The organism is Pantoea sp. ANP04 (assembly GCF_041982285.1).
GTDB lineage: Bacteria > Pseudomonadota > Gammaproteobacteria > Enterobacterales > Enterobacteriaceae > Pantoea > Pantoea eucalypti.
Window position 1 is genome coordinate 38280 of the sequence record NZ_JAUTYS010000009.1, and the last position, 22496, is coordinate 60775.

General features: G+C 54.3%; 22 protein-coding genes. 15 read left to right on the forward strand and 7 right to left on the reverse strand.

Features of this window, described 5'->3' with window-relative positions:
- Window positions 1-29: 29 nt before the first annotated feature.
- The gene (gene pepD, locus Q7C21_RS13260; RefSeq protein ID WP_375150780.1) at window positions 30-1487 is read right to left on the reverse strand and encodes a beta-Ala-His dipeptidase; all 1458 of its coding nucleotides are present in this window, start codon (window positions 1485-1487) and stop codon (window positions 30-32) included.
- Between the two features lie 253 nt (window positions 1488-1740).
- Here pepD and gpt point away from each other — a divergent pair, with 253 nt between their 5' ends.
- From gpt to crl, 3 genes are all read left to right on the forward strand, one after another.
- Entirely contained in the window at window positions 1741-2199 is a 459-nt protein-coding gene (gene gpt, locus Q7C21_RS13265; RefSeq protein WP_003851171.1) for a xanthine phosphoribosyltransferase, read from the forward strand.
- A gap of 115 nt (window positions 2200-2314) precedes the next feature.
- A complete protein-coding gene (frsA, locus tag Q7C21_RS13270; RefSeq protein ID WP_008924842.1) occupies window positions 2315-3562 on the forward strand; it encodes an esterase FrsA in 1248 nt (415 codons plus the stop codon).
- A 156-nt stretch (window positions 3563-3718) separates the two neighbouring features.
- A complete protein-coding gene (gene crl / locus Q7C21_RS13275; RefSeq protein ID WP_003851176.1) occupies window positions 3719-4120 on the forward strand; it encodes a sigma factor-binding protein Crl in 402 nt (133 codons plus the stop codon).
- A 259-nt stretch (window positions 4121-4379) separates the two neighbouring features.
- Here the strand turns inward: crl and ompC are convergent, their stop codons facing one another.
- Window positions 4380-5492 (reverse strand): porin OmpC, encoded by a 1113-nt coding sequence (gene ompC, locus Q7C21_RS13280; RefSeq protein ID WP_003854421.1) that lies wholly within the window; start codon window positions 5490-5492, stop codon window positions 4380-4382.
- Between the two features lie 238 nt (window positions 5493-5730).
- Here ompC and proB point away from each other — a divergent pair, with 238 nt between their 5' ends.
- From proB to Q7C21_RS13330, 10 genes are all read left to right on the forward strand, one after another.
- Window positions 5731-6834, forward strand: coding sequence for a glutamate 5-kinase (gene proB / locus Q7C21_RS13285; protein WP_008924844.1), 1104 nt, complete (start codon window positions 5731-5733; stop codon window positions 6832-6834).
- 10 nt (window positions 6835-6844) lie between these two features.
- Entirely contained in the window at window positions 6845-8098 is a 1254-nt protein-coding gene (proA, locus tag Q7C21_RS13290) for a glutamate-5-semialdehyde dehydrogenase (RefSeq protein ID WP_039659021.1), read from the forward strand.
- A gap of 360 nt (window positions 8099-8458) precedes the next feature.
- Window positions 8459-9190 carry a S24 family peptidase gene (locus Q7C21_RS13295; protein ID WP_008924846.1) on the forward strand — a complete coding sequence of 244 codons (732 nt, stop codon included), beginning with the start codon at window positions 8459-8461 and terminating at the stop codon, window positions 9188-9190.
- Window positions 9191-9612: 422 nt separating this feature from the next.
- On the forward strand, window positions 9613-9891 hold the full coding sequence (locus tag Q7C21_RS13300) for a hypothetical protein (protein ID WP_003854417.1): 279 nt from the start codon (window positions 9613-9615) through the stop codon (window positions 9889-9891).
- Window positions 9892-10093: 202 nt separating this feature from the next.
- The gene (locus tag Q7C21_RS13305) at window positions 10094-10561 is read left to right on the forward strand and encodes a lysozyme (RefSeq protein ID WP_375150781.1); all 468 of its coding nucleotides are present in this window, start codon (window positions 10094-10096) and stop codon (window positions 10559-10561) included.
- The gene (locus tag Q7C21_RS13310; RefSeq protein ID WP_008924848.1) at window positions 10558-10905 is read left to right on the forward strand and encodes a hypothetical protein; all 348 of its coding nucleotides are present in this window, start codon (window positions 10558-10560) and stop codon (window positions 10903-10905) included. The genes Q7C21_RS13305 and Q7C21_RS13310 overlap by 4 nt, the downstream gene beginning before the upstream one ends.
- Window positions 10902-11195, forward strand: coding sequence for a hypothetical protein (locus Q7C21_RS13315; RefSeq protein ID WP_008924849.1), 294 nt, complete (start codon window positions 10902-10904; stop codon window positions 11193-11195). The genes Q7C21_RS13310 and Q7C21_RS13315 overlap by 4 nt, the downstream gene beginning before the upstream one ends.
- Before the next feature lie 203 nt (window positions 11196-11398).
- Window positions 11399-13153, forward strand: coding sequence for a glycosyl hydrolase family 28-related protein (locus Q7C21_RS13320; RefSeq protein ID WP_003854410.1), 1755 nt, complete (start codon window positions 11399-11401; stop codon window positions 13151-13153).
- A gap of 376 nt (window positions 13154-13529) precedes the next feature.
- The gene (cspA, locus tag Q7C21_RS13325) at window positions 13530-13742 is read left to right on the forward strand and encodes an RNA chaperone/antiterminator CspA (RefSeq protein ID WP_003854408.1); all 213 of its coding nucleotides are present in this window, start codon (window positions 13530-13532) and stop codon (window positions 13740-13742) included.
- A gap of 3 nt (window positions 13743-13745) precedes the next feature.
- Entirely contained in the window at window positions 13746-13916 is a 171-nt protein-coding gene (locus tag Q7C21_RS13330) for a cold-shock protein (RefSeq protein ID WP_085980553.1), read from the forward strand.
- Between the two features lie 317 nt (window positions 13917-14233).
- Here Q7C21_RS13330 and Q7C21_RS13335 read toward each other — a convergent pair whose 3' ends face one another.
- Together Q7C21_RS13335 and Q7C21_RS13340 are read right to left on the reverse strand one after the other, a co-directional pair.
- Window positions 14234-15811, reverse strand: coding sequence for a methyl-accepting chemotaxis protein (locus Q7C21_RS13335; RefSeq protein ID WP_033761898.1), 1578 nt, complete (start codon window positions 15809-15811; stop codon window positions 14234-14236).
- A gap of 530 nt (window positions 15812-16341) precedes the next feature.
- Window positions 16342-17304 carry a chemotaxis protein gene (locus Q7C21_RS13340; protein ID WP_003850102.1) on the reverse strand — a complete coding sequence of 321 codons (963 nt, stop codon included), beginning with the start codon at window positions 17302-17304 and terminating at the stop codon, window positions 16342-16344.
- Window positions 17305-17471: 167 nt separating this feature from the next.
- On the opposite strand from Q7C21_RS13340, the gene Q7C21_RS13345 reads away from it, so the two are divergent.
- Complete coding sequence (locus tag Q7C21_RS13345; protein ID WP_008924851.1) at window positions 17472-17864, forward strand: YgiW/YdeI family stress tolerance OB fold protein; 393 nt, start codon at window positions 17472-17474, stop codon at window positions 17862-17864.
- A 36-nt stretch (window positions 17865-17900) separates the two neighbouring features.
- Here Q7C21_RS13345 and dbpA read toward each other — a convergent pair whose 3' ends face one another.
- Window positions 17901-19283, reverse strand: a complete 1383-nt coding sequence (gene dbpA, locus Q7C21_RS13350) for an ATP-dependent RNA helicase DbpA (protein ID WP_008924852.1) — start codon at window positions 19281-19283, stop codon at window positions 17901-17903.
- Between the two features lie 413 nt (window positions 19284-19696).
- On the opposite strand from dbpA, the gene Q7C21_RS13355 reads away from it, so the two are divergent.
- Window positions 19697-19915 carry a hypothetical protein gene (locus tag Q7C21_RS13355; RefSeq protein WP_008924853.1) on the forward strand — a complete coding sequence of 73 codons (219 nt, stop codon included), beginning with the start codon at window positions 19697-19699 and terminating at the stop codon, window positions 19913-19915.
- Window positions 19916-20108: 193 nt separating this feature from the next.
- Here the strand turns inward: Q7C21_RS13355 and Q7C21_RS13360 are convergent, their stop codons facing one another.
- Together Q7C21_RS13360 and Q7C21_RS13365 are read right to left on the reverse strand one after the other, a co-directional pair.
- Window positions 20109-21497, reverse strand: coding sequence for an amidohydrolase family protein (locus Q7C21_RS13360; protein WP_375150782.1), 1389 nt, complete (start codon window positions 21495-21497; stop codon window positions 20109-20111).
- Window positions 21498-21587: 90 nt separating this feature from the next.
- Complete coding sequence (locus tag Q7C21_RS13365) at window positions 21588-22448, reverse strand: LysR family transcriptional regulator (RefSeq protein ID WP_003850092.1); 861 nt, start codon at window positions 22446-22448, stop codon at window positions 21588-21590.
- Window positions 22449-22496: the final 48 nt, after the last annotated feature.

Sequence of the window (22496 nt, forward strand, 5' to 3'; positions counted from 1 at the left end):
GAGCCTGGTTGACTTTTTTTGTGACAGAATTACTTTTCTGGCACCACATTCAGCAGGGTGGTCAGCAGTTTCCAGTAAAGACCCACGCTTTCGATGTGAACCTGCTCATCCGGCGAATGCGGCCCGGTGATGGTCGGCCCAATCGAGACCATATCCATGTCCGGATACGGCTTTTTGAACAGACCACACTCCAGACCGGCGTGAATCACCTGAATGTTAGGGGTTTTATCAAACAGCGCTATGTAGGTCTGACGGGTCAGCGCCATGATGGCGGAGTCTGCATCCGGCTGCCAGCCTGGGTAGCCGCCTTTCGCTTTCGTCTGCGCGCCAGCCAGCTGGCCCAGCGAGGTCAGCATCTGCACCACATAATCACGGCCGGTGTCGATCAGCGAACGAATCAGGCAGTTGATCTCTGCGTGATCGGCTTCCATCGTTACTACACCGATATTCAGTGAGGTTTCGACCACGCCTTTCGCCACGTCTGAATTGCGGATCACGCCGTTTGGCATGCTGTTCAGCAGGTTCAGGAAGCGATCGCGGCTGTCAGTGCTCAGGGCATCGCCCTGATGCGCCAGCGGCTCGGTGACCAGTGCAATGTTCGGCTCTTTCATGCCGTGCTCGTTTTTGATGGCGCTCAGGAACTGCGCTGCCGCTGATTTCAGCGCATCCGCTTTGTGGCTTTCTACCGCGACGGTAGCGAAGGCTTCACGCGGAATTGCATTACGCAGCGTACCGCCGCTGAACGCCAGCAGACGCAGATCCAGTTCAGCCGCATGGGCCGCCAGGAATCGCGCCAGCAGTTTGTTAGCGTTGCCCAGGCCCATATGAATATCGGCACCGGAGTGACCGCCACGCAGCCCTTTCAGCGTCAGTTTCAGGGTCTGGAACTCAGCAGGCACGGCTTCACGGGTCAGCGGCAGGGTGGAGACGAAATCGATACCGCCTGCGCAACCCATATAGATTTCACCTTCCTCTTCAGAGTCGGTGTTGATCAGGATCTCAGCCTGCAGCCAGTTGGGTTGCAGACCGAAAGCGCCATCCATGCCGGTCTCTTCGGTCATGGTCAGCAGCACTTCCAGCGGACCATGCGTCAGGCTGTTATCAGCCAGTACCGCCAGCGCAGAAGCCATGCCGATGCCGTTGTCGGCGCCCAGCGTGGTGCCGCGCGCTTTCACCCACTCGCCATCAATCCACGGCTGAATAGGATCTTTGGTGAAGTCATGAACGGTGTCGTTATTTTTCTGCGGCACCATATCCAGATGCGCCTGCAGCGCGACCGGAGTACGGTTTTCCATGCCTGCAGTGGCGGGCTTACGAATCAGGATGTTGCCGACCTGATCGCGCTCACACCAGAAGCCCTGCTCTTTAGCCCAGCCAGTGATGTAGTTCGCCAGCGCTTCTTCGTGAAAAGAGGGATGGGGAATAGAGCAGATCTTAGCGAAAATATCCCACAGCGGCTGTGGAGAGAGTTGAGACAATTCAGACACGACAGGTCTCCTGTGTCAGTGTACCGGCGAGGCCGGACATCGCGAGTTTCCAGTGAAAAATCGCCGTCAGAGAATCTGACGAGCCAGTCCTGAGAATATCACTGTTTTTTACCGGGTGCGCTCTCAGACGCGCTAAAAAGCCGCAACCGGCGCACGGGTGCTGGTTTTTAGTGCGTCAACTCCTTATAATCTCGCGCAACCTTTTCCCCGTTGCACATTTTTACGCCACCTCGGTTGGCTGGGATTTCTATTTATGAGCGAAAAATACGTCGTTACCTGGGACATGCTTCAGATTCATGCCCGCAAACTGGCCCAGCGTCTGCTCCCTGTTGAACAGTGGACAGGCATTATCGCGGTGAGCCGCGGCGGTCTGGTACCGGCTTCGCTGCTGGCACGTGAACTGGGTATCCGCTACGTTGATACCGTCTGCATCTCCAGCTATGACCACGATCATCAGCGTGAAATGAAAGTCCTGAAGCGCGCAGAAGGCGACGGTGAAGGCTTTATCGTAATCGACGACCTGGTCGATACGGGCGGCACCGCGCAGGCGATTCGCGAAATGTATCCGAAAGCGCGTTTCTGCACCATTTTCGCTAAACCCGCCGGTCGTTCACTGGTTGATGATTACATCGTCGATATTCCGCAGGATACCTGGATCGAGCAGCCGTGGGATATGGGTGTCGTTTATATCCCGCCGATTGTAAAAAACTGATTGATATACATCAGACAACGCCCGGTTTTCCGGGCGTTGTGCATTCTGAGCCTCGCACCCCGAATTGCCGTACAGTACACTTAGCCATCGCCGTTCTGTTGCAGGAGAAGTGAGTATGTCGAGCAAAAATCTCAGCGAGGAGCTATTCAAGCCGCGCTTTAAACATCCTGAAACCTCTTCCCTGGTTCGCCGCCAACATCACGCTACCCCGAATGTCCACTCTGCCCTGGAGGGTGACAGCCAGCGCGGCTGGTATCGCATGCTGAATAAGCTGATGTGGACATGGCGAGGGCTGACGCCGCAGGAGATCAGTGAAGTGCTGGCACGTATTGCCATCAGCAACGCTGAACATACTGATGAGACGCTGCTCGACACCGTGATTGGTTTTCGCGGCGGCAACTGGCATTTCGAATGGTCTAAGCAGGCGGGCATCTGGCAGCAGAAAGCGCTGGAGGCATCCGACGACAGCGAGGCGGGCGACGACTGGCTACATGCGGCCCATCTTTATAGCGTTGCGGCTTATCCCTATATAAAAGGCGATGAACTGGCTGACCAGGCACAGACGCTGGCCAATCGTGCCTATGAAGAGGCGACTCAGCGGTTGCCTGGCGAACTGAAAATCCTGACGTTTGCTATTCCGGGCGGCAGTCCGGTCAGCGGCTTTCTGCATATGCCGCCGGATGTTGAAGCGCCTTATCCCACCGTACTGTTTTGCGGCGCACTCGACTCGTTACAGAGCGATCACTATCGCCTGTTCCATGATTACCTTGCCCCGCGTGGCATTGCTATGCTGACAATTGATGTGCCGTCAGTGGGCAATTCGGTGAAATGGACGCTGAATCAGGACACCAGTTTTCTGCATCAGCAGGTGCTGCGCGATCTAGTCAATGTGCCCTGGGTCGACCATACCCGCGTGGCGGCATTCGGTTATCGCTTTGGCGCTAACGTGGCCGTGCGGCTGGCCTATCTGGAATCGCAGCGGTTGCGTGGGGTCGCCTGTCTGGGCCCGATTGTGCATGCTCTGCTGACCCAGACGGCGTTGCAGGATGCGATCCCGGATATGTATATGGATATGCTGGCGAGCCGGCTGGGTATGGCCACCGCCTCCGACAGTGCGCTGCGCACTGAACTCAACCGCTATTCGCTTAAAACCCAGGGATTACTGGGCCGCCGGACGCCCACGCCGATGCTGTCGGGCTACTGGCAAAACGATCTCTTCAGCCCGGAAGAGGAGAGCAGGCTTATCGCAAACTCTTCCTCAGACGGCAAAGCGTTGCGAATTCCGGTGAAGCCGGTGATGGCCAGTTTTGATAAGGCGCTGAATGAAATTTGTGACTGGCTGGAGAAGCGTTTAAAAAGGTGACTGGCAAAATTTACAGTATTTGCTACAACTAGTAGCGGAATTCTTCCGGGCTGCCGCTAAGTGAAATATGACGTCATCGGGCCCATGCGGTGTAGCGTCGTGCTGGCCGTCCGGAAATCAAGGCTGTATAGCGGTCAAAACCTATGGAGAATCAGCATGACGTTACCAAGTGGTCATCCCCGCAGTCGCCTGCTTAAGCGCTTTACGGAGCTTGGGCCTTATATTCGCGATGGGAAATGTGGCGAAACCCGTTTCTTCTTCGACTGCCTGGCTGCCTGCGTCAATGTGAAACCGGCACCGGAATTGCGAGAGTTCTGGGGCTGGTGGATGGAGCTGGAAGCACAGGCTGACCACTTTACCTATGTCTACCATATCGGTCTGTTCGATAAAGAGGGTGACTGGTCGGTGGCAACCATTAAGGGGAAAGAGAACACGGCGCGCGTGGAAGAGACCTTACGGAATTTCCATACCCGCCTGAAAGCGATGCTGAAAGAGTTCGAGCTGGATCTGATCCCAGCCAGCGATTTCGATGAGAAACCGGTGAAGCTGAGCGCCTGATAGGGTAGTGTAGTGAAATAAAGACGAAAAAAATGGCGAGTTTAAAAACTCGCCATTTTTGTTGAAGTCTGACCCGCTGTTGGATCGAGCCTTCTCAGAGAACACGGTCAGATCGGAAAGACGCAAAAGCCGCCATCCATGGCACGCTCGGCCCGCGCCGTCCTGGCGCGGGACGCTTTCCTCTTCTGACCGTGTTCCCTGCGTGTTGAATTTATGCGTTGCTGCCAGCTCCAAATCTGCCCGGTTTGCGAGCCTGAAATCAGAACTGGTAAGTTACACCCATCGCCACAATGTCGTCGTTGTTAAGCGAAAGCGCATTGTCGTCATCCAGCTGGTTAATTTTGTAATCAACGAAGGCGGACATATTTTTGTTGAAGTAATAGGTCGCGCCCACATCGATATATTTCACCAGATCCGCATCGCCGATACCGTTTTCGATATCTTTGCCTTTGGTCTGTACATAACCGATTGACGGACGCAGGCCGAAATCAAACTGATACTGCGCCACCAGTTCGATGTTCTGCGCTTTGTTGGCTGCGCCCGCAACCGCTGCGCCGGTGGCACGGTTGGTACCGCTAATTGGCGTCATATTACGGGTATCGGTGTAGATTGCGGCCAGGTAGACACTGTTAGCATCATACTTCACGCCTGCGCCCCAGGAATCCGCACGGTCACCGCCGCCATAAGCGCGCGCCTGTTGCTGGTTGGTGCGGTCAGATGAGGTGATGGCACTCATCAGGCTCACACCAGAATCACCCAGAGCATAGCCGAGAGACGCACCGTAGCCGTCGCCATTCTGACGGTTAATATCAGTACGGGTGTTGGTGCTGGACGCGTCATTTTTGCCCTGGTACTGCAGCGCAAATTTCAGGCCATCGACCAGACCAAAGAAGTTATTGTTACGATAAGTCGCAACACCGGTGGCGCGCTGTGTCATAAAGTTATCAGAGCGGGCTGTACCGTCACCGCCGAATTCCGGGAACACGTCAGTCCAGGCTTCAACGTCATACAGCACACCGTAGTTACGGCCATAATCTACCGAACCGTACTGAGAGAATTTCAGACCAGCAAACCCGAGGCGGGTTTTGTTGCCATTGTTGGCGTCACTGCCTTCGGAGTTGTTAACGTTGTACTGATATTCCCACTGACCATAACCGGTCATCAGGTCGTTAATCTGTGTCTGACCCTTAAAGCCGATACGGGTATAGGACTTGTCTCCATCCTGGCTGGCATTATCGCTGATGTAGTGCTCAGCTTTAACTTTGCCGTACAAATCCAGTTTGTTGCCATCTTTGTTATAGATTTCGGCAGCCTGCGCGGCAGAAGCCAGCGTCAGCGTGGAGAGGAGCATGGCCAGTGTGCTTTTCTTCATTTGCTATCAATCCCAATGTGAACAACGTAAAAAAATGAAAGTTTTTGTAAAACACGGACTTTTTACCCGTCAGTGATGAACTTTTTATGACACTTTTCATGATTTCTTGTTAACCATGAACTTTTGGTCTACCTCCTTGTCCGCGTAATTTCGTGCTTTTCCCCCGCTGGCTGTTGGCTTCCTTATCGACTCCTGTTAAAACGTCCTTTCGTAAAAATTTTTCTCTACGGCAGGAAATATGAGTGGCAGTCAGACCTTAGTGGTCAAGTTGGGTACCAGCGTTCTTACCGGCGGATCTCGCCGGTTGAACAGGGCGCACATGGTGGAACTGGTTCGTCAGTGCGCGCAGCAGCACGCCGCAGGCCACCGCATTGTGATCGTGACTTCTGGCGCAATGGCCGCCGGACGCGAGCACCTGGGCTACCCTGAACTGCCACCGACCATCGCCTCAAAGCAGCTGCTGGCTGCGGTGGGGCAGAGTCGTCTGATTCAGCTGTGGGAACAGTTATTTTCTATCTACGGTATTCATATTGGTCAGATGCTGCTGACCCGTGCCGACATGGAAGATCGCGAACGCTTTCTGAACGCCCGCGACACGCTGCGTGCGCTGCTGGATAACCATATTGTGCCGGTGATCAATGAGAACGATGCTGTCGCCACCGCTGAAATCAAAGTGGGCGACAACGACAATCTCTCGGCGCTGGCGGCCATGCTCGGCGGCGCCGACAAGCTGCTGCTGCTGACCGATCAGCAGGGACTGTTCACCGCCGATCCCCGTAACAATCCTGAGGCTGAGCTGATCAGTGATGTGCATATCATTGATGATGCGTTGCGCGCCCTGGCAGGTGACAGCGTTTCCGGGCTCGGCACTGGCGGCATGTCGACTAAGCTTCAGGCGGCGGATGTTGCCTGTCGTGCCGGTATCGATGTGATCATCGCCTCGGGCAGCCGCAGCGGCGTGATCAGCGATGTGATTGATGGTAAGCCGGTCGGTACGCGCTTCCATGCGCAGCAATCGCCACTGGAAAACCGTAAACGCTGGATTTTCGGTGCGCCTCCGGCGGGTGAGATTACCGTCGATGACGGTGCACTGGCAGCCATTATCGAACGTGGCAGTTCGCTGCTGCCGAAAGGGATCCGGGCAATCCAGGGAAATTTCTCGCGCGGTGAAGTGATCCGCATTCGCAGCCTGCAGGGCCGGGATATCGCTCACGGCGTTTCACGCTACAACAGCGACGCGATGCGAATGATCGCCGGTCATCATAGTCAGCAGATCAGCGAGATCCTGGGATATGAATATGGCCCGGTGGCGGTTCACCGCGACGACATGATCGTCAGTTAAGGAGCGGACAATGCTTGAAGAGATGGGAAAAGCGGCGCGTGCCGCAGCGTATACCGTGGCCGATCTGTCAACGGCAGAAAAGAACGATGTTCTGATGACGATTGCTGACCGGCTGGAAACCGAGAGCGCTGACATTCTGGCGGCTAACGAGCTGGATTTAGCCGATGCGCGTCAGAACGGCATGAGTGCCGCGTTATTAGATCGACTGACGCTTAATCCGCAACGCCTCAGCAGCATCGCCAGCGATGTGCGCCAGGTTTGTCAGCTTGCCGATCCGGTAGGGCAGTTAATCGACGGTGGTCAGCTCGACAGCGGGCTGCGCATTGAACGCCGTCGCGTGCCGCTGGGCGTCGTTGCGGTGATTTATGAGGCGCGCCCTAATGTGACGGTTGACGTCGCCAGTCTGTGCCTGAAAACCGGCAACGCCGCTATTCTGCGTGGCGGCAAAGAGACCTGGCGCACCAATGCGGCCACCGTTCGGGTCATTCAGAACGCGCTGAAGCAGCACGGTTTACCGGTAGCCATTGTCCAGGCGATTGAAAATCCTGACCGCGAGCTGGTGAATCAGCTGCTGAAGCTGGATCGCTACGTCGACATGCTGATCCCGCGCGGCGGAGCCGGGCTGCATAAACTGTGTCGCGAGAACTCCACCATTCCGGTGATTACCGGCGGCATTGGCGTCTGCCATATCTACATTGATGAGACGATGGAGATTGAACCGGCACTTGATGTGATCGTCAACGCCAAGAAACAGCGTCCCAGCGCCTGTAACTCACTGGAAACGCTGCTGGTGGACCAGGCGATGGCCGAACGTTTTCTGCCAGCTTTCAGCGCGCGAATGGCGCAGGAAGGAATCGCGCTGCATGCTGACAGCAACGTGCTGGCACAACTTCAGCATGGCCCCGCCCCGGTGAAACCCGTGAATCCTCAGCAATACAATGACGAGTGGCTGTCGCTGGATCTTAACGTTAAATTGGTGGCGGATATGGATGAGGCGATCGATCACATTCGTACGCACGGCACACAGCACTCAGATGCTATCCTCACCCGTAATACGCGTAATGCCGCGCGTTTTGTTCGTCAGGTCGACTCGTCAGCGGTTTATGTCAACGCCAGCACCCGCTTCACCGATGGGGGTCAATTTGGCCTGGGCGCGGAAGTGGCGGTCAGTACACAGAAATTGCATGCCCGTGGCCCCATGGGGTTAGAGGCGCTGACCACCTATAAATGGATAGCGTGGGGAGACGATACGCTCCGCCCATAACGACGATAATTTTTAACAAAGCGGGAGTCTTTCAAAGGCTCCCGTTTTTTTTATCCCGATTTTTCGGACCAGTGAAAGATAGGATTTTCTGCGCATCAGATCATTTTCTGTTCTGTTCTCGTCATCCCTGGCAATTATGCTGCCTGATATTCACGCAATTTCTTACGGAACATTCCTGAAAGCCGGGGCTGCAAGCGGCCTGAGGCAATATTTTTTGTTTAGCCGCAGGCTGAAGCGGATAATGATAGTTAGCAATGCTTGATAAAGCGGTTAGGTAGTAAACGAGCGGTAATATAAAATGAACTGGTAGCAATAACGAAAATAACATCCAGTATCTCTTCTATGGCTGATTATTAACTAATGGTTAAAAAAGAAAGTACAAGACAAGCTTTCACCGCCAGGCTGATAGCGGCCTGTGAGAGTGCCGGCATTGTCGGACATGGACGAAACAAACAGGTTGCCAGAGCTCTGCAGCAGCAGGGCTGTAAAATTTCAACGCCAGGCGTGTGGAAGTGGTTTAACGCGCAGTCAGTGCCTGATGGCGGCAATTTACTGGCACTCAGTCAATTGCTGGGCGTCAGGGTAGAGTGGCTCCAGTACGGCATGGAGCAATCCACTGAACCTGTAGCGATGAGTACACTCACTGGCCAAAAGAGTGTGTTTCGTATTGATAGCCTCGACATTGGTCAGCGCAGTGCTGCGGGCCTGCCCGCGCGCGATGAGTTTGTCGAGACTATCCAGGCGATTGAATATGGTCTGGATGAGGCACGGGTTCTGTTCAACGGCCGTCCGGCGGAAAACATTCGGTTGATCGCTATCAACAGTGATTCTATGGCTGACACCTTTGCACCGCGCGATCAGCTGTTTGTGGATATCAGCGTGCGGATGTTTGACGGCGATGGTATCTATATTTTTACCCTCGACGAGCAGCTCTACCTCAAACGCCTGCAGCTGCAGCATAAAAAAATTGCAGTGATATCAGATAATAAACGCTATGAAACGTGGTATCTCAATCGTGATGAGGTCACCAGCCTGAAGGTGCTCGCAAAAGTGATTATGAGCCAGGCGCGACACTATCAAATTCTCGGCTAAAGCCGTTTCTGCCGCTTTTCTCCGGAGAGCTGCAAAAAAATAATCGGCATAAATTCATAAATTTAACCAGCGGTAAATAAAAAATTAACCAACAGTGTTTGATAAAGCATAAGAACCTGTTAATAATTTGGACATGGATGAACGAAGACGTTCTTTTCAGGGATGACCCGCTCTTAAACAATTCAGGCGCTGCACAAGCGCGAATCATACCACCCAAAAGTCAGTGAACTTTGGGATGGGGTGGATGCGCAAATGCAGCGTCGTCAGATGCCGTTTATTTCCCCTCGCTTACTTTCCACCTGGCTGCTTACGCAGCCGGGCGGTGAGCGTGCGACCGCGATATACGACATTCGGGTCCGTTCGGTTTCCCGAAAGCTCGCGCCTGCCACCCCATCGCCAAATACTCATTCACAGGAGGAGTTATGGCGATTATTCACTATGGCAAAAGCGTTTTCACTGGCAACGCACGTACGCGTCGCCATCGGCGGCGCCAGCCTCTCAGCAGCCTGCAACAGAGCATCGATCAGGCATTGAACTTTCCAGCTGAACCACCAACCCTGAGGCGTGCAGAGCAAATCTGCCAGCGTCAGGTCGCCCCGCGCGTTGATCGCGCAATCACAACACCCCGCGTGACCAGTCAGGAAACACCCAGTTTCGACAATTGCTGTCTTCCGCATGTTCATCTCTACGCCGTGAGCTGAAGCGGAAGCGCGCGCCGTTTTTCGTTCCGGCTAACGCTTTGTTATCTCCAGCTCTCATTGGGCGCAATCTGCTGAATTACTGTTTAGTTTTGCTGCAGCTTCAGCAAGGCCCTTTGCTGTGCCGGGCTTGTTAATGATCAGCGGGCGTTATGTATTTATTTTCACAAGGCTGAAGGCCTTAATTCGTCATTGAGGAGTCCGTATGAGCCAGATCATCGCAGTACTGAATTTTGAAGAGGGATATGTCGACATACCTTATCTCGACACGCTGGGTTTCCCCACGGTGGCGGGCGGCATACGCATTGGGCCAAAAGGGGCGTCGCTCAGTAATTACACTTTCCGCGTGCCACGGCGCGTCGGTGATGTCTGGAAGCAGTGCATTCTGGAAAACAAAGTTCAGGAGATGCAGGGCAGGGAGCTGCTGCGCAATGCGCTGACGAAGTGCAATGACGCTCGTACCGATGTGTTGCTGAGCATGACGTATCAACTGGGCGTGGAGGGCGTCCTGCAGTTCAAAAACATGCTCACCTCCATCATCGCTGAACAGTTTAGTGATGCGGCTGACGCGATGATGAACAGCCTCTGGGCGCGTCAGACGCCGGGCCGGGCCCGGCGTCATGCGGAGATGATGCGCACCGGCACCTATGCGATTTACAGGGGGCTGCTATGAGATGGCTCATGTTTCTCATTGCCGTGCTGACGGCAATCATCATTCTGCTGCTGCTGCAGCGCTTTACCACCCTGCAGTTTGTCTCTCATGCCCGCCTGCTCTTCAAAACCTGGTCTGTCTGGCTTGCGTCGTTGGGTTCCATGCTCAGCGCCTGGGCGCAGTCATTTCCCTCTGCCGCCGTTGATGCCTGGAACGTGCTGCCGGAGGACGTGAAATCGATTCTGCCCCACAACTACCTGGGGCTGGTAGGCGCATTCATGGTGGCGATGGGGGTGATTGCCCAGTTTGTTCGTCAGAAAAACCTGCTCACCGCGAAGGAGCAGGCGGGAGGAGCGAAACCATGACTCTCATTACCACCTTACTGGGCGGCAGCTGGCACTGGCTGGCCGCACTCGCTGGCGTGATTGCGGCGCTGGGCGCCAGTTATTTCGGCGGCAAAAAAATCGGCAAAGTGCAGCAAAAAGCACGTTCTGACGTCGATAACGCGCAACAGGAGGCGTCCCGCGTTAGCGCGGTGGCGCAACAGCAACAATACAACCGCGAGGAGGCTAACCGTGTGGCGACCGACAACCATAGCCTTGATGACGCTGCTGCTCGTGACAAGCTGCAACAGTCGAAATACCACAAACCCTGAGCCGGTAGCGATTACCGACTCTGCCTGCGTACTTTTTTCCCCTCTTTATACCTACGGCGATGACGCGCAAAAAATGGACGTTCGTACGGTGCGCGCCATCAACACCCACAACGACATGTGGGACTCCCTTTGCGGCCATCCGGCTGCGGCTAAGTAGTGCGCTGATTTCAGCGCGATATCTCTGTGATCCTGAGGAGGATTCTATGATCGAAGTTAACTCTTTTGCTGAACTGCGTACCACTGTTCCACCAAAATCAGGTGAAGTCGCCAGCCTTAAACGCTATTACGATAAGGACTCCAGCTTCCGGGGTGGCGCAGACTTTGTCGGTTTCCTGAGTACGACACCGCTAAAAGATGATGGCGGTACGGTGGCGATAGGCAACGGTTTCTACTGGAAACGCACCATCAACGATCCTACGGAAGTGAACATTCTGCACTTCGGTGCGAAAGGGGATGGCGTCACCGATGATACTGATGCTTTCAAGCGGATGCTGGCATGGACCCAGACCTACAACACCTACGTGAAAGCGATGCCGGTGCGATTTCCGGGTGGCCGCTTCCTGATTTCACCCATCGATCTCACCGATACGGAGTTGCCGTTCTTTGGTATCAGCGGTGATGATACCGAACTCGGATCGTCACCCCGCACCACCATTGTCTCTGACAAAAGCGCGAATACGGTATTCAAGGTGAATGCGCGCAAAATCGTCATTAAAGGCATTTGCTGGCACGGACAGGCTAACGCCGGAACTGTCGACACCTCTCTCAAAGTCACCGTCACGCCTGAACAGTGCAGCAACGTTCAGCCATTCTTTGAAAATACGATTGTTGGAGGCCAGATCGTCAATATCTTCTGCTTCAAGGCTCAAAGCACCGGGGGAACTGTCTTTAAACTGCAGGATACGCTCGACAGTAAATTCGATCAGATCTACAGCTCCAGTACCTATTCCCGTGTGTTTGATGTCGGCTGGTCAAATACACCAAAGGGAAACTGGGACCACTCAACAGCGATTGAGCTGTGTAATGCTAACTTCCAGTCGGGCTATGGGGACGCCACGCTCTACATGCCGCGCGTCACACAGGGAGTCATGCGCAACGTCTGGATTGAGCACACGACTAACCCGGGTGATCTGTCGGACGGGGGCTGGAACATCGAAACGCTTAACATTGAAGATTGCGCCACGCCGCTCAATCTCAACAATGCCCGCGTGGTGATGCGTCATATCAACCTGCAGGCGGGGGCGAAAATCACCAATGATATAGCCGGAAACAAATGGCTATCGACTTTTGAATATGGCTACCGTCGGGATGAGAACTACGGCACGTTCATGACCGGTTCACTGCGTGCCGGCTATTACAGTGGCTATAAAGTGGTGAACAACACCGCTACCGATAACTGGTATCGGCTGGGGCAGCTCTATTTCCCGGCGCCTAACCAGCAATGGGTGATGGAGCTGATCGGTAAAGCGGATGCCACCACGCCGTCCGGCACCGCCGGTTCACCGGTAAATATGCCGGCCACAGGTAAAACCCTGATCAACCTGCAGCGACTGGAGACGGTCTGGGCCGATGCTTACCATATGGGACAACCTTCTGTGCTGGACATTCGTTATGGCCGGGTAGGGACCACCTATGCCGTAATCTGGGTCAAGCTGAAAGCCAATAGCGGCGAGACCATGTTCAATCTGAAGACCACGGGTCCAACCCGTTTTGATACCGGTTCCTGCTCGCTGTTCCAGTCAGATATGACGATGGTTGATGACATCACCAAAATCAGCAACCTGAAACCCGCTGCACGTTTCGGCATGCACAATGGACTGGCGGGTATCGGTGCCAACGAGAAAGGGGTGGTGACGCTGGCGACTGCGGCGGGTACACCGACTAACAAGACCGCGCCGACCGGTTTTGTGCTGATCAATATCAACGGCGTGGATCGTAAGGTTCCTTACTACGATTGATGATCGGCATATTTTGGGCGAGGTGTGAGCCTCGCCCTTTTTTGCTCTGTGGGTATCTCCACTTCTCTTTATGTCGGCAGGAACGCATCGCTGCAGAGCCCTGCCAGGCTGCTTCCCTGAGAGAGTCTCGCGCTTTCATGTTCTCCAGTCGACGGATTACGATTAATTTGAATTAGGAGTTGCGTCACTGTGAGAAGTGTGGCCTAATGAATCGTCGGTTTGATTAACAGACACTATCAAAGTAAGTAACCAAAGCAGTTCTCATCTCTAAGTTTGTCGCGAGACATCCCTTCTTTTTGAGTCTTCTCTTACGTTCTGATTAAAATCTGTTCTCAGGCCATTATGCCGGAAGGCTCGATATATTAAGGATTTAAGCATGTCTAACAAAATTCGCGGTACCGTTAAATGGTTTAACGCAGAGAAAGGCTTCGGTTTCATTTCTCCTGCAGACGGCAGCAAAGATGTATTCGTACATTTCTCTGCAATCCAGGGCACCGATTTCCGTTCATTAGATGAAGGTCAGCAAGTTGAATTCACAGTAGAAAATGGCGCCAAAGGCCCAGCTGCTGCGAACGTTGTTGGTCTCTAAGGACTGAAAATTACTTTTAAGTGTCCTCACTGTAATGGCTCACAGTTTCGTACATCACATTTTGATGTTACAAGAGCCAATCCGCATGGAGCGAAATGCATTTTCTGCAAATCTGTCGTCGTTCAGGTGAACATGGCAAGGATTGCAACTCAGAGCCAGCTTCGCGCGCTCTGATAAAGGCTAGTGAGCTTTATAGCGTTGTTGCATTTATAGTAATAAAAGGTCGCCTCTGGCGGCCTTTTTTGTGTCCGCTATTCCTGTCCTCAAACCTCAAACCTCAAACCTCAAACCTCAAACCTCAAACTTTAACCCTCAACCCTCAACCCTCAACCCTCAACCCTCAACCCTCAACCCTCAACCCTTAAACCCTTCCTGCACGCGTCGGGTGGCGTCAGCTTTCTTTGTCTCGGAACAGTGTTAACAGCCTGAAATCTATCCGCTCTCCATCATCGTGCAAAAAAAGACCCGCCGGGGCGGGCCGTTAAGAAGGATTAACGCAGTACGGGTTGCAGAGAAAGCTTGCCGGTATTGAACACGCTCATCGCCTGTGCCATGCGCTCGGCCTGATCCTGCAGTGCCTGAGAGGCGGCTGATGCTTCCTGTACCAGCGCGGCATTCTGCTGCGTTACCGCTTCCATCTGAGTAATTGCCTGATTGATTTCATGGATGCCGCTGCTCTGTTCGCTGCTGGCGATCGTGATTTCGCTCATAATGTTTGCCACGCTCTGCACGCTGTTCACCACTTCACCGATGGTTGAACCTGCATGCGTCACCAGTTTGCTGCCTTCATCGACTTTAGCGACAGAATCTTCAATCAGCACCTTAATCTCTTTGGCTGCGGAAGCTGAGCGCTGTGCCAGATTACGCACTTCACTCGCCACGACGGCAAAGCCACGACCCTGTTCACCCGCGCGCGCGGCTTCTACGGCGGCGTTAAGGGACAGGATATTGGTCTGAAAGGCAATCGAGTCGATAACGCTGATAATATCGACAATTTTGCGTGAGGAGAGGGCGATGGCTTCCATCTTCTCGATGACCTGCTCCATGACCACGCCACCTTCACGTGCCACGCTTGAGGTGGTGGAAACCAGGTGATTAGCTTCACGCGCGTTGTCGGCATTGTGTTTCACCGTCGACGTCATCTGCTCCATCGCAGAGGCGGTCTCTTCCAGGGAGCTGGCCTGCTGCTCAGTTCGGGTTGAGAGATCAAGGTTGCCGCTGGAAATCTGCGTTGATGCAACCGCGATAGTGTCGGAGCCGGTACGCACTTCCGTCACAATTGACAGCAGGTTATCGTTCATCCGCTGCAATGCCTGCATCAGAACACCTGTTTCATCGCGTGAGGTCACCTGCATCTGGGTACTCAGATCGCCGGCCGCCACACGTTCAGCGACATCAACAGCTGCAACCAGTGGACGCACGATTGAACGGGTCAGGAAGTAGCCCAGCATGATAGAAGCAAGAATGGCCAGTGCGGAGAAAATCAGCGTGATGGAGATAGCAGACTGGCCATTTTCCACAATACCCTGACCTTCAGTCCGCAGCTGTGCATCCTGAGAGTTGGCAAAATCCACGGCATCCTGCAGGAATTTATTCTGGGTAGCCGTCATTGATTTCAACACATAGATGCTTGCTGCATCAAAGTTGCCCGCTTTTACCAGGGTAATTAATTCGGCTTTGACCTTTTCAAATGCCTGAGAAGAGGCCAGCAGACCGGCGATCTTTTTCTTACCGATTGGCGTGACCTGAATGTCTTCAATCCTTTTCATGGCGCGGTTGGTACGTTGCGTGGCTTCATCCAGCTGACCATAACGTTTCACATTATTTTCCGGATGTGTCGTGTCGATCACCATGCCGCGCAGGTATTTGATCTGATCGTTGACGCCATCGCGCACATCAAATGCCAGTCGTACTTTCACATAGCGATCATCAACGATCGACGAGATTGCCGTATTGATATTGTTAATTCTGGTAATAGATGTCACACCAATCACTATCAGTAACGTCACAATAATGCCGAAGGCTGCTGCAAGCCGCATTCCGACCTTCATATTCCTGATGCTGAACATGTTCTTTTCCCCGTTATTGTATTAATCAATTTATTAGCAACACTCAGATTCCCTGCTGTTGTACGCAAAGCCTTGCTGAAGTCTGTGGTCACAGCCGCAGGCAAAATGTGATCTCGCGCATACAGTTATCGGAGTGCGGAGTTGTATCTTTAATAATTTTTAAGTAATCATGCAGCGTGAATAAATAATCAGTGAAAAGCATCAGAAAGGGTTAACAAACGAGCGGAGGCGGAATTCAGGCAAAAAAAGGGCTGTCAGCAGTGGTGCTGACAGCCCGATCCAGACAAACATGAATGGATTCAGAAAACTAAAAAGTAGAGGCCTACCCAGAACGCGACGCTTAAACTGACGGCGCTAATCCAGGCCAACTGACGTAAACGGCCACGCAATACCTTTTGAGGAGAAGGCGTCGCAGGTGCGGGCGTAACAGGTAAAGTTTCAATGTGCATAGTCGTTTCCTGGTCAGGTCAGCGATTCCGCTGATCAAAAAAGTAAAAGTGTGCCGGGCATTCTTTGCGGCCCGTGTTCACTTAACGGGCGGTATCGAGAACGTTGAAAATCACGTCTGAAAGTTCATTCAGCTCAAACTTTGCCACATAGCCGTCGGCTCCCACTTTACGCACGTGGTCTTCGTTGGCGCTTCCAGAGAGTGAGGAGTGGATCACGACCGGCAGCGTTTTCAGAATCGGGTCACGCTTGATGTTGCGGGTCAGCGTAAAGCCATCCATCTCAGGCATCTCCAGATCGGTCAGTACCAGGGCAATTTTGTCGTGAATCGACTCGCCTGAAGCCTGCACTTCCTGGCTTAGCTGCTTAATTTTTTCCCAGGCATCAAGGCCGGTGTTAAACATCAGCGCCGGAATGCCCATGCTCTTCAGTCCCTGCTCCAGCAGCTGACGCGCGACTTTGGAATCTTCTGCCACAATTGCAACCGCACCCGGGCGATAGTTGAAGGCACGCGGTTTGGCCGCTTCAGGCTCGACGCCGCGTGACGACGGGATGATGTCATACAGGATTTGCTCAACGTCCAGCACCATCGCCAGCTCGCTGCCCTGCTTATCGGTGTCCAGGCAGGCGATGCTGGTAATGTTGCGACCGCCGATACCGGCTTCAGCGGTATGGACCTGGCTCCAGTCGAGACGCACGATGTTATCCACGGATTCCACGGCAAATGCCTGGGTGTTACGGGCATACTCGGTGACCAGCAGCAGGTTAAGGCCCGTTTCAGGTACGCAACCTGCCACAGCAGGCAGGTCGATGACCGGAATGAACTGACCGCGAATACTGGCCATACCCAGCAGCGGCGAACTCATTCCCGCGGCTTTGGTGATGGTCTGCATTGGTACAATTTCACGCAGCTTGAAGACGTTAATGCCAAACAGCTCGGACTTGCCTTTCAGCTGATCAGAACCTAAGCGAAACAGCAGCAGCTCAAACTTGTTCGATAATGCGAGGTTCGCTCTCTCATCGATCTCTTTCTGAAAATTATCCATGGTTGCCTCTGCATTAACGCAGCTGGTGAAATAGGGTGTGAACAGGTTATCGGCAGCAAACGGAAAAAGGTGAGAAGAGAAAGGTGAAATAAAACGGACGCCAATTATTGTGCCAGGCTTAACCCTGAAGGTTCAACATGGACACCTTTCCAATAAAGGAGTGTGAAATGAAAAAAGTGATTTTAGCGTCGTTGCTGGTGATGATGAGCGCGGGTGTGTCGGCTGAAGAGGGTGGATACAAAGCGGGTGATGCGCCACCGCCGCAGCACAAGCAGGATGCGGGCTATAAAGGCTCAGAAGATACCGGTCAGACACATATTGATCAGATCCGCGACTTCCGTCAGGGCGGGTATGTGACGCTGGAAGGTTACATCGTGAAGAAAGAGCAGGGCGAGCGCTATCAGTTCCGCGACAACACCGGTACGTTACCGATTATCGCACCGAAGAAGACCTTTGATGGTAAAACCTACACCGCGGAAGACAAAGTACGTGTCAGTGGTAAGGTACAGGGCAAAGGGGATAAAACCACGCTGCATGTGACACAAATCGAAGAGCCATAAGAAATCGGGCGAGGTAATAACCTCGCCCGATTTTATTCAGTCCTTCAGCAGAATCGCCCGGCAGGTTTTGCCTTTGATTTTGCCCTGCTTGAGTTTCACCAGTGCCGCTTTAGCGTGGTTCGCTTCAATCGCCACGTAGGCATGGGTTGGGGTCAGAACGATTTTACCGATCTGATCGGCGCGATAACCCGCTTCACCGGTCAGCGCACCCAGAATGTCTCCCGGACGCATCTTGGCTTTACGACCACCATCAATACACAATGTCATCATGGCGGCAGGCAGAGGCTTGCTGCTGCCTTTTTTCAGCGTGCTGGCAGAAACCCACGGCAGTTTTTGCTGCAGGAAATCCTCCAGTGCATGTGCGCGCGCCATTTCATCGGCAGCAACCAGGCTGACGGCAACGCCATGTTCGCCTGCACGTGCTGTACGACCGATGCGGTGCAGGTGGATTTCAGGATCCCAGGCAAGCTGGTAGTTGACCACCATCGCCAGTGATTTAATGTCGAGTCCGCGTGCCGCGACATCAGTGGCAACCAGTACGCGTCCACTGCCGTTAGCAAAACGGATCAGCACGCGTTCGCGATCGCGCTGTTCCAGGTCACCATGCAATGGCAGGGCGCTGATATCACGCGCGTTAAGCGCCGCAGCGACATCGTCACATTCACGTTTGGTGTTGCAGAAGACCACACAGGATGAGGGCTGACGGTCGCTAAGCAGTGCGATGAGCAGACCCAGTTTTTCATTGTGGCTGGCTTCAAAGAACTGCTGGTCAATTGAAGGCAGTTCGCTGACTTCTTCAGTTACCACGCTCAGCGCATCACGCTGGAAGCGGGTACTGATGGCGGTGATGCCGTCGGGCCACGTAGCGGAAAAGAGCAGCGTCTGCCGCGAGGCGGGCGTCGCCTCAATGATAGTTTCCATATCATTGAGGAAACCCATCTCCAGCATCCGATCTGCCTCATCCAGTACCAGCGTGTTGAGCTGGTCCAGTTTGAGGTTTTCGCGGTTGATGTGGTCGAGGATACGACCCGGCGTGCCGACCACGATATGCGGTGGATGCACCAGCGAGTCACGCTGTGCACTCATCGGTTGTCCGCCACACAAGGTGAGGACTTTGATATTTCGGGTGAAGCGGGCCAGCTGGCGCAGCACGTTGCCCACCTGATCGGCCAGTTCCCGGGTTGGACACAGGATGAGTGCCTGAGTCTGAAAGCGGGTGCTGTCAATATGGTGCAGTAAACCAATACCAAAGGCAGCCGTTTTACCGCTGCCGGTTTTCGCCTGCGCACGCACGTCGCGTCCCTGCAGAATGGCGGGCAGCGTAGCAGCCTGCACGGGCGTCATGCTGGTGTAGCCCATCTCGCGCAGGTTATCGAGCTGGCTGTCGGGAAGCGAATTGAGGGTAGAAAAAGCGGTCACGGGCGCGGCCTCTGAGGCTGAAAGTGTAGGGCATTATTGCGGGGCAAGTCTGGCAGAAAGCACGCCTGACAGCAACGGGAACCTCGATGGTTAACGGTATGAAACTATCTCTGCCGGCACGCTTAGGAATAGACTGAAGTTTGCCTGGAAAAGACGGTTTTTTTTAATCGATTCGCTGAATGTAAAGCTTTTCATTTCAAAGTGATAATTTACCAGGACCATGCATTGTTTTATAACCCTCCGTTTTTAAATATTTATTTCATTGTTAATCAGATGATTCCTTAATAATCACTCCAGTAATAGAATTAATCATTAAAAAATATCACTCTCCGTGCCGATAAAAATCCTGAGCTAATTGCTTTATATTTAGCGCGCCATATTCCTGGTACAACGACCGGTAGAGGGTATTTGCATTGAGTAAACGCATCCAGGGACCACATGAAAATGTGCTTAAAATAGTAGGCCGCGCCGTACTGACACTGCATATTCATGGAGAGGGCTTATCGGCTGATAAGATCGCTTCGATGATTGCGTGTTATGCGGAAGATGAGCCCTGTGATCAGGAAGATCGTCGCTTATACGCGCTGGCAATGGAACTAATGTCGAATAATCAATGGGCCAAAAGCGCGTAACCCGCACTTCGCTCAGGTAAATGCAGAGCCTCCCTTGTGGAGGCTCTGTTGTTTTTGGGGAGAGGGCTGGCTCGCGGCCGATTGAGTCTGGCTCAGTGAAACGGGTGGTGGCCCGCGATGCTTTGCTTCAGGCGCAGGCTCCCATCACTTCACGTCAGGTGGTCGTCTGTGAACCCAATGCGGTTTTGCTGTGTCAGGCTGAGGCCAGTGCAAAGACCGGTTTACCGCGCGAGAAGGTCGCGACCACCGGCGAGATCCGGGCTACGGCTTCGGCGGAACAGCTCGCCGCCACCAGCATCATACTCGCGTCATCGCCCGTCACGGGCCACTGGCGTTGACCCTGAGCAGAGAGTGGCAGCCGGTCGCCTGTGGCAATCGCCAGCGCCCGCGACAGCGAGAATTCATCCGAGCCGCGATAGAGTTGTGCGTAAAGATTCGCTTTTTCCAGCATGCTACCCGTGCCAAAGGGTGACCAGTGATCGATGACGCTGTCTGTGCCGGTCATCACTTTCACACCCGCTTTCTGTAGCTGCGGAACTGGCATGGTGAGCTTGCCGATCGGCAGCGTGGAGGCGACGCTGAACTGCTGCTCCGCCAGCCCTTCGATCATCCTGTCCAGCGCGCTGCCGGTCAGGGTCGCCAGCGCGAAACCGTGGCTCAGCGTCACTTTGCCTTTTAGCACCGGATTCTTCGCCACGGTGTCAATCATGTACTGAATCGCCGCCACGCCAGCAGGGGAGGTTTCATGCAGATGAATATCCACGCCGCGCTGGTAATCGAGCGCAATCTGGAACATCGCATCCAGCGACCTCTCCATCGCACCATCGACATTGGTGGGATCCAGCCCGCCGACATACTCAACGCCGTGCTGCATTGCTTCGCGCATCAGCCCGTCAACCTGCGAGTGCAGCAGGCCGTGCTGCGGGAAGGCAACGATCTCGCAGGGAAAATCGGGGTGCCGGGCTAATGCCGCCTGCAGATGTTCCAGGCTCCTAAGGCCGCTGACCGGATCAATGTTGCAATGGCTGCGGGCGCGAGTGGTGCCTTTGGCGTGCAACAGAGCGATCAAGGCTTCAGCGCGAGCCTCGGCGTGCGGCAGCAGTTGCGGAATCAGGACTTGTTCGCGCGCAATCATATCCATGATGGTTTTGCCCTGACGGGGACGCGGAGCCTGCCACGGGCCGCCGTAGAAGGTTTTATCCAGGTGAATGTGCATATCCTGCGTGGCGGGCAGCAGCAGGGCATCCTGTGCGTCCCAGGACGGCAGCGTGCTGTCGCCCTGGCCTGCGGGCACCAGCTGGTCAATTTTACCGTCGCGTACGCTGATGTCGTAACGCCCGGTCCGGGTCGCGACGATTTCGTCATCCTCGCGAATAAACCCTTCTTCCAGCCTCACATTGCGCAGCAGGTAGTGATCCTGCTGTGGCAGGGCGGTGGACTGGTCGGGATTGATAGCGGGTGAAGGTGAGGACGTGGCGGCACTGGCCTGCCCGAGACCGGCGGCCAGTAAGCCGCCTGCGGCGGTCCAGCGAACACCTTGTCCAAGGAAATCGCGGCGGCTCGGTGAAGAGGAAATAGGCATCAGAGGCTCCTGCAAAGTGAACAAGACATTAATCTGACAAACGACGCTTCACCCTGCTGCGTTATTTTCCACTGACGACTATTCGATATCTCACTGCCAGCGCAGCTGACCAAAGGCCGCCAGTGACTCTGCCAGTTCGCGCTGCAACGGATCCTGCGGCTGGCGGCAGAACAGTGCCAGTTCAAAGGTATCAATCAACGGCAGTCCCTGCTCAGGACCCAGCACCCGATGTTGCGGCAGGCGGCAGCTGGCGGGCAGTAACGTGAGTCCCAGTCCCTGAGCACTGGCGGCGGCCAGCGCGACCAGGCTGGCGCTGCTGTAGCTAATGCGCCAGCTTCGACCCAGCGCATCCAGCGTCTGGCACACCTCATCACGATAGAGCCCCTGCTGGGGAAACAGCACCAGCGGCACCGGCGTCTGTTCAAAGCAGGGCCACTCCGCGCTGTCGAGCCACAGCAGGGGTTCGGGACGCGACGCCATCGGACGCTCGCCGTAAGGCTGCTTGATCAGCATGATGTCGAGCTCTTCACGCTGCCAGGCGCGACGCAACTCCACCTGCATGCCACTCATCACATCCAGCCGCAACTGCGGATGGTCGCGGCTGAAGTGCGCCAGCAGGCCGGCAGTGGGTGCAGCGAAATCCTCCGGCACGCCAAGGCGCAACACGCCGTCGCGCCACTGGTCACTCAGCACATCGTGCGCTTCGCCATTCAGAGCAATAATCCGGCGGGCGTAGCCTAAAAGTTTTTCGCCCTCTTCGGTGATCTGCACCTGATGCGAGGTGCGAACCAGCAGTTCCTTTCCTAACATCTCTTCAAGACGTCGCACCTGCTGGCTGACAGTGGATTGCGACAGGTGCACTCTGTCGGCGGCGCGGGTAAAGCTGAAGGTTTCACACACCGCCACAAAGCTAAGCAACTGCTGCGGGGTAAACATGGGCTGACGATTCATTTTTCCACTACCTGGCAGAGTAATATTTCATTTCCAGATAGTAGCGAC

What these genes read in the sequence shown, in the direction of transcription:
- Q7C21_RS13365 (WP_003850092.1), bottom strand. Translation starts at nt 22,448, where the DNA reads ATGAATCGTCAGCCCATGTTTACCCCGCAGCAGTTGCTTAGCTTTGTG.
- ompC (WP_003854421.1), bottom strand. Translation starts at nt 5,492, where the DNA reads ATGAAGAAAAGCACACTGGCCATGCTCCTCTCCACGCTGACGCTGGCT.
- proA (WP_039659021.1), top strand. Translation starts at nt 6,845, where the DNA reads ATGCTTGAAGAGATGGGAAAAGCGGCGCGTGCCGCAGCGTATACCGTG.
- Q7C21_RS13305 (WP_375150781.1), top strand. Translation starts at nt 10,094, where the DNA reads ATGAGCCAGATCATCGCAGTACTGAATTTTGAAGAGGGATATGTCGAC.
- Q7C21_RS13300 (WP_003854417.1), top strand. Translation starts at nt 9,613, where the DNA reads ATGGCGATTATTCACTATGGCAAAAGCGTTTTCACTGGCAACGCACGT.
- proB (WP_008924844.1), top strand. Translation starts at nt 5,731, where the DNA reads ATGAGTGGCAGTCAGACCTTAGTGGTCAAGTTGGGTACCAGCGTTCTT.
- cspA (WP_003854408.1), top strand. Translation starts at nt 13,530, where the DNA reads ATGTCTAACAAAATTCGCGGTACCGTTAAATGGTTTAACGCAGAGAAA.
- Q7C21_RS13345 (WP_008924851.1), top strand. Translation starts at nt 17,472, where the DNA reads ATGAAAAAAGTGATTTTAGCGTCGTTGCTGGTGATGATGAGCGCGGGT.
- gpt (WP_003851171.1), top strand. Translation starts at nt 1,741, where the DNA reads ATGAGCGAAAAATACGTCGTTACCTGGGACATGCTTCAGATTCATGCC.
- Q7C21_RS13335 (WP_033761898.1), bottom strand. Translation starts at nt 15,811, where the DNA reads ATGTTCAGCATCAGGAATATGAAGGTCGGAATGCGGCTTGCAGCAGCC.
- Q7C21_RS13295 (WP_008924846.1), top strand. Translation starts at nt 8,459, where the DNA reads ATGGTTAAAAAAGAAAGTACAAGACAAGCTTTCACCGCCAGGCTGATA.
- Q7C21_RS13320 (WP_003854410.1), top strand. Translation starts at nt 11,399, where the DNA reads ATGATCGAAGTTAACTCTTTTGCTGAACTGCGTACCACTGTTCCACCA.
- Q7C21_RS13310 (WP_008924848.1), top strand. Translation starts at nt 10,558, where the DNA reads ATGAGATGGCTCATGTTTCTCATTGCCGTGCTGACGGCAATCATCATT.
- Q7C21_RS13360 (WP_375150782.1), bottom strand. Translation starts at nt 21,497, where the DNA reads ATGCCTATTTCCTCTTCACCGAGCCGCCGCGATTTCCTTGGACAAGGT.
- Q7C21_RS13315 (WP_008924849.1), top strand. Translation starts at nt 10,902, where the DNA reads ATGACTCTCATTACCACCTTACTGGGCGGCAGCTGGCACTGGCTGGCC.
- Q7C21_RS13340 (WP_003850102.1), bottom strand. Translation starts at nt 17,304, where the DNA reads ATGGATAATTTTCAGAAAGAGATCGATGAGAGAGCGAACCTCGCATTA.
- crl (WP_003851176.1), top strand. Translation starts at nt 3,719, where the DNA reads ATGACGTTACCAAGTGGTCATCCCCGCAGTCGCCTGCTTAAGCGCTTT.
- frsA (WP_008924842.1), top strand. Translation starts at nt 2,315, where the DNA reads ATGTCGAGCAAAAATCTCAGCGAGGAGCTATTCAAGCCGCGCTTTAAA.